The following is a 311-nucleotide window of genomic DNA, read 5'->3' on the forward strand; positions in this document are numbered from 1 at the left end:
GGGTTCTGCTTCGGCAATGGCCGCCGCCGGCCTGTGCGCTGTCATGGGCGGCACGCCAGAGCAGGTCGAGAACGCTGCCGAGATCGCGCTCGAGCATCATCTCGGCATGACGTGCGATCCGGTCGGCGGCCTGGTGCAGGTGCCTTGCATCGAGCGCAATGCGTTGGGCGCGGTGAAGGCAGTGACGGCCGCCTCTTTGGCCATCAAGGGTGACGGCACGCATTTCGTGCCGCTGGACGCCGCGATCGAGACCATGCGCCAGACCGGCCTGGACATGAACGAGAAGTACAAGGAAACCAGCCTCGGCGGGC

General features: G+C 66.6%; 1 protein-coding gene. It reads left to right on the forward strand.

Annotation, left to right across the window (positions count from 1 at the left end; all coding sequences use genetic code 11):
• A partial coding sequence (locus EN857_RS33985; protein WP_189522846.1) for an L-serine ammonia-lyase, iron-sulfur-dependent, subunit alpha occupies window positions 1-311 on the forward strand: 311 nt, incomplete at both ends.

Source organism: Mesorhizobium sp. M4B.F.Ca.ET.214.01.1.1, from assembly GCF_004791545.1.
GTDB lineage: Bacteria > Pseudomonadota > Alphaproteobacteria > Rhizobiales > Rhizobiaceae > Mesorhizobium > Mesorhizobium abyssinicae.